Below are 5,117 nucleotides of genomic sequence, written 5' to 3'. Positions count from 1 at the left end.
GGCGATTTCGCGCGAAATCGCCACCTGGCACGCGTGCGGAACGTCGATTTCGCGCGAAATCGCCGACCAAGCCACTCCCAGACCGAATCAAGGGCCGATGCGGACAGCCGAAGGTGCGCACCGCGAACGCACAACCGCCGCCGCGACGCTCGAATCTCACGACCAATAGCCGCCGCAAGCGGCGAAGCCGCTTAGCCCACCTAAGCAACTTGCACCGCCGCGGGTTCTCAGACGTCTTCTCGCGAGGACAGCCCCGATGCCGCGTATTGGTCATACGCAAGTCGGGGATCCCACAGCGAGAAGGCGTCTGAGGTTCCGCCACCCGCACCGCTACGCAAAACGACCACCCATCCCTGAATCAGGGCAGGGTCAGGATTTCGTTGCCGTCTTCGGTGATCAGGATGGTGTGCTCGAACTGGGCCGTCCAGCTCTTGTCCTTCGTCGTCACCGTCCAGCCATCGCTCCACATGTCGTACTCGTGGGTGCCGAGGGTGATCATCGGCTCGATGGTGAAGGTCATGCCCGGCTCCAGGACGGTCTGCACCGACGGCTCGTCGTAGTGCAGGATCACCAGTCCACTGTGGAACGAGCGGCCGATGCCGTGCCCGGTGAAGTCGCGAACCACGCCGTAGCCGAACCGCTTGGCGTAGGACTCGATGACGCGGCCGATCACGTTGAGCTGCCGCCCCGGCTTGGCCGCCTTGATGCCGCGCATCAGCGACTCGTGGGTGCGCTCGACCAGCAGGCGCACCTCCTCCGAGGCCTCGCCGGCCAGGAACGTCGCGTTGGTGTCGCCGTGGACGCCGCCGATGAAGCCGGTGACGTCGACGTTGACGATGTCGCCGTCCTCGATCACCGTCGAGTCCGGGATCCCGTGGCAGATCACCTCGTTCAGCGACGTGCAGGAGGACTTCGGGAAGCCCCGGTAGCCCAGCGTCGACGGGTAAACGCCGTGGTCGCAGAAGAACTCGTGCACGACCGCGTCGACCTGGTCGGTGGTCGCGCCGGGCTGCACCGCCTTGCCCGCTTCGACCAGGGCCTGCGCGGCGAGCTTGCCCGCCACCCGCATCGCCTCGATGACCTCGGGCGGCTGCACGTAGGGGTCGGAGTTGCGCTTGGGAGCCGGCTTGTCGACGTACTCGGGGCGCTCGATGTGCGCTGGGACTGGGCGACGCGGCGTCTGGACGCCTGGCTTCAACGGAGCTCGAACCGGCATGCCCACCACTGTAACCGCGACGCCCGCCCGGCCTGTCGTGAGTGGCGGTGGCTGCGGAGGCGACCACCGCCACGGCGTCAGCTCGCGCCCGGCGAGGCGGTGACCAGGCCCGCGTCCGCGGCCGCCGCCAGCAGCCCCGGGTCGTAGGAGACGTAGGCGTGCAGGCCGTCCTTGATCTTGTAGGCGGAGGCCAGGTGGATGGCGTCCACCGGGCCGACGTTGCAGCGCAGCTCGGTCGCCACGTCCAGCACGTCCTGCTTCACCGGCAGCTGGTCGATCTTGGACACGATGATCGACGCCAGGTCTTCGGCGGCCGGACCGACCTCTCGGAAGGTGCGCAGCACGTCCACCTTCGACAACGCGCTGGTGACGCGGGGATGCTCCCAGCGCTCGCGGACCCACTGGCTCAGCGCCTTGCTCTCCGGCTCGGGGGCGATCAGCTTGATCAGCGCGGAGGAATCGAAGTAGATCAAAACCGCTCCTGTTCACGCCTGCGCAGCAGCCGGTCGGAGACGTTCGGGGTCGGTGCTGCCGGCAACGGTTCGGGGAGCTCGCCACCTTCGCCGGGCACGAGCTCTCCGGCGGCGACGAGTTCGTCGTACAGGGCTTGGTCACGCGTGGGCGGACCTAGCACCGCGACGGTGCGACCCCGATCGGTCACCAGGATCGATTCCCCGGCGGCGACCCGCTTCAGGTATCGACTAGCGTGCTGCCGCAGCTCGCGGACGCCGATCCGCTCCATGAGCTACAACGTAGCACCCGGCTGACCCTCGGTGATCACCCGAACACGTGACGCGATCAGGCGCCTGCCAGGAAGCGCTTCGCCGCCTCGACGGCCGGCCCCGACGAGCCCGCGTCCGTCACCAGCACCGCGAAGGCCAGGTCGCCGCGGTAGCCGACGAACCAGCCGTGCGAGTGGGTGCCGTCGCCGAACTGCGCGGTCCCGGTCTTGCCCCGGACGTCGCCGGAGCCGTTCAGCGCGGTCGCCGTCCCGCCGGTGACCACCTCGCGCATCATCGTGCGGAGCTGGTCGAGGGACTGCTGCGCCGGCGGCTGCGGAGTGACGTCGGCCTTGGTCTGCGTGCCCCGGACCAGCGTCGGCACCGGCATCCGCCCCTCGGCGATCGACGAGGTCACCAGCGCCATGCCGAACGGACTGGCCAGCACCGTGCCCTGCCCGATGCCGTTCTCCGCGCGCTGCACCGTGCTGCCGCCCGGCGGCACCTTGCCGGTGATGGTGGTCGCGCCGGCCATGTCGAAGTCCACGCCGAGGCCCAGCTGGTGCCCCGCGTCGGTCAGCGCCTGCCCGGGCATATCGACCGCGAGCTGTGCGAACGACGTGTTGCAGGAGCGCGCGAACGCGGTGTGCAGCGGCACCACGCCGAGGTCGAACTTCTTGTCGTTCGGCAGCGGCCGGCCGTCGAACACCTTCTCCCCCGGGCATTCCACCGGGGTGTCGATGCCGGCCTTCCCGGAACCCAGCGCGGCGGTCGCGGTCACCGTCTTGAACGTCGAACCCGGCGGGTACTGGCCGGACAGCGCGACCGGGCCCTGCGCGTCGGCGGGCGCGTTCTGCGCCACGGCGAGCACTTCGCCGGTGGACGGCTGCATGGCCACCAGCATCGCGGCCTGCGGCACCGGGTCCACCGCCTGCTCGGCGGCCTTCTGCGTGCGGTCGCCGAGGGTCACGTTGGTCGGCGAAACCGGCCGCTCGGCGACGCCGTGCAGCTCCGCGGCCTCCTGGCCGGCCGCGTCGAGCGTCACGACGCGCCACCCGGCGTTCGCCTCGACCTGCTCGTCGACGACGCGCGCCACGCCCGCGAGCACCTGTGTGCCGTACCCGCGCTCGGTGGTGACCAGCCGCGTCTGGGCCGGGAAGCGCACGCCCGGCAGGTCGTAGATCTGGGACTTGACCTTCTCGTAGTCGCCCTGCCGGAGCGTGACCACCGCATAGGGCTGGCCCTGCGGCGTTTTCGCCACGCCGTCCAGGATGGACTGCTGGGTGATCGCGGGTTCGATGGTCTTCAGCGCGTTCGCCAGCGAGGTCGCGACGCCCGGCACGTCACCGGCCTCCTGCGGGCTCAGGCTCACGGTGACCAGCTGCTCCGGCCCCATGAGCTGGTTGCCGTCGCGGTCCAGCACCGGCGCCGGGTCCGGCCGCTGCTCGCGGAAGGCGATGCTCTGCCCGGCCGCCAGTTGCGGGTGGAGCACCGCCGGCGCCCAGCGGACCTTCCAGCCCTGCTCCTGCTCGACGAGCTTGAGCTCGTTCGAGTAGTTCCAGACCTTGCCCGCGCCGAAGTCCCAGGACATGTCGAACCGGGCCGTCGGCGTTCCCTGGGCGTCCTCGGTCATCTCTCGGACGGTCGCGTGCGCGGCCGTCGGCGACAGGTTCCGCCGGGCCGCTTCCAGAGCCTGCCGCGCCTGGTCGGGCGCGTCGGTCTGGTTCGCCGCACCGACCGCGTCGCCTGCCGCCACCGCGTTCACGAAGGATGCGGCGACGTCCTCTTCCGACGGCCCGCTGCTGCAAGCTGCCAACGGCAGCAGCAGGAGCGCCGCCACGCCGGCCAAGATCCGCGAGGAAACCATGTCCGCGAGTATGCCGAAACGTCCCGATACGTCCACACCCCTTTTCGGCGGGGCGAGGGACATCTTTCACCGAGCCACTCGATCTAGGTCCACAGTGGACATTCAGAGGAGAACCGTGCCGAAGGAGCCGACCTGGCGGAAACCGACCTTCCGGTACGCGAGGCGGGCAGCGGTGTTGTAGCCGTTGACGTACAGGCTCGCCGTGCGGCCCAGGCCGCGCACCAGCCGATCCGCGACAGCGGCGGTTCCAGCCGTGCCCAGCCCGGTGCTGCGCCGGTCCGGGTGCACCCAGACGCCCTGGATCTGCCCGACGGTGCGGGACAGCGCGCCGATCTCGGCCTTGAACACCACTTCGCGGCCCTCGAAGCGGGCGAACGCCCGGCCACCGGCGATCAGGTCGGCGACCCGCGCCCGGTAGCTCGCCGCGCCGCCGTCGCTGGACGGGTCCACCCCGACTTCCTCGGTGAACATCGCGATCGCCGCCGGCAGGTAGCGATCCAGCTCGTCCGGCCGCACCGGGCGCACCAGCGGGTCCGGGGCCACCCGGGGCGGCTCGGACAGCGCCATGAGCGGCTGTTCGGCGCGCACCTCGCGCGCCGGGCCCCACTGCGCCGCGACCTCGTCCCAGAGCGCGAGCACCTGCTCGGCCGGGCCGACCAGCGACGAGCAGACGCGGCGCCGGCGCAGCACGCGGTCGGCGAAGGCGCGCATCGCGGCCGGTCCGCCGCGCAGCGGAATCAGGTTCGCGCCCGAGAAGCACATCCCGGTGAGCTTGCCGCCGTAGCCCCAGAGTTCGCCGCCGAGGCGCAACGGGTGGATGCCGGCCTCCTCGACGCGCGCGGCCACCATGCAAGCCGCGACGGGGGCGGAATCCAGTACGGAACGGACCAGCACCGCGTCGCGTTCCTCCAACAGCCGTGCACCGGCGAGCTTGAGCACCTGCCAAGACTGCCAGAAACCCCGGGCGATGAGCCCCACCGGCCGGGATGCACCACACCGCCCCGAACCGGCACTCACCCGTTCGGAGTAGCCCGGTCGGCGGATCGACGCGGAATCAGCGCGGCGCAGCGCGAACATCCGGGAAATGCAAAACCGGCCGCCCCCTGAAACGGGGACGACCGGTCGCGCAAGATCAGCTGACGGTGACGACCGGCGCCCCGGACGCGTCGTCGGCGGGCTCCATGTCCTCGGCGATGCGCATGGCCTCCTCGATCAGGGTCTCGACGATCTGGTGCTCCGGCACCGTCTTGATCACCTCGCCCTTGACGAAGATCTGGCCCTTGCCGTTGCCCGAGGCCACTCCGAGGTCGGCCTC

At 70.6% G+C, this 5,117-nt stretch carries 5 protein-coding genes and 1 pseudogene; all 6 read right to left on the bottom strand.

The features are described 5' to 3' along the window. Positions 1-358 precede the first annotated feature (358 nt). The gene (gene map / locus AB0I53_RS49220; RefSeq protein ID WP_358618064.1) at positions 359-1,216 is read right to left on the bottom strand and encodes a type I methionyl aminopeptidase; all 858 of its coding nucleotides are present in this window, start codon (positions 1,214-1,216) and stop codon (positions 359-361) included. A gap of 77 nt (positions 1,217-1,293) precedes the next feature. Next, positions 1,294-1,689 carry a type II toxin-antitoxin system VapC family toxin gene (locus AB0I53_RS49215; protein WP_358618062.1) on the bottom strand — a complete coding sequence of 132 codons (396 nt, stop codon included), beginning with the start codon at positions 1,687-1,689 and terminating at the stop codon, positions 1,294-1,296. Beyond that, entirely contained in the window at positions 1,686-1,958 is a 273-nt protein-coding gene (locus AB0I53_RS49210; protein ID WP_358618060.1) for a type II toxin-antitoxin system prevent-host-death family antitoxin, read from the bottom strand. Before AB0I53_RS49210 ends, AB0I53_RS49215 begins: the two co-directional genes overlap by 4 nt. A gap of 56 nt (positions 1,959-2,014) precedes the next feature. After that, positions 2,015-3,802, bottom strand: a complete 1,788-nt coding sequence (locus AB0I53_RS49205; protein ID WP_358618057.1) for a penicillin-binding transpeptidase domain-containing protein — start codon at positions 3,800-3,802, stop codon at positions 2,015-2,017. A 102-nt stretch (positions 3,803-3,904) separates the two neighbouring features. Beyond that, a complete protein-coding gene (locus tag AB0I53_RS49200) occupies positions 3,905-4,741 on the bottom strand; it encodes a GNAT family N-acetyltransferase (protein ID WP_358618067.1) in 837 nt (278 codons plus the stop codon). 193 nt (positions 4,742-4,934) lie between these two features. Beyond that, a pseudogene (locus AB0I53_RS49195) lies at positions 4,935-5,117 on the bottom strand (4-hydroxy-3-methylbut-2-en-1-yl diphosphate synthase); the annotation flags it as partial.

This window comes from Saccharopolyspora sp. NPDC050389, assembly GCF_040655595.1.
In the GTDB taxonomy this organism is placed as follows: Bacteria; Actinomycetota; Actinomycetes; order Mycobacteriales; family Pseudonocardiaceae; genus Saccharopolyspora.
Note: the sequence above shows the minus strand (reverse complement) of the source record. Positions and strands in the feature narration are given on the sequence as shown.

Coding starts and splice junctions, on each gene's coding strand:
- AB0I53_RS49205 (WP_358618057.1), bottom strand. CDS start 3,802: ATGGTTTCCTCGCGGATCTTGGCCGGCGTGGCGGCGCTCCTGCTGCTG.
- map (WP_358618064.1), bottom strand. CDS start 1,216: ATGCCGGTTCGAGCTCCGTTGAAGCCAGGCGTCCAGACGCCGCGTCGC.
- AB0I53_RS49210 (WP_358618060.1), bottom strand. CDS start 1,958: ATGGAGCGGATCGGCGTCCGCGAGCTGCGGCAGCACGCTAGTCGATAC.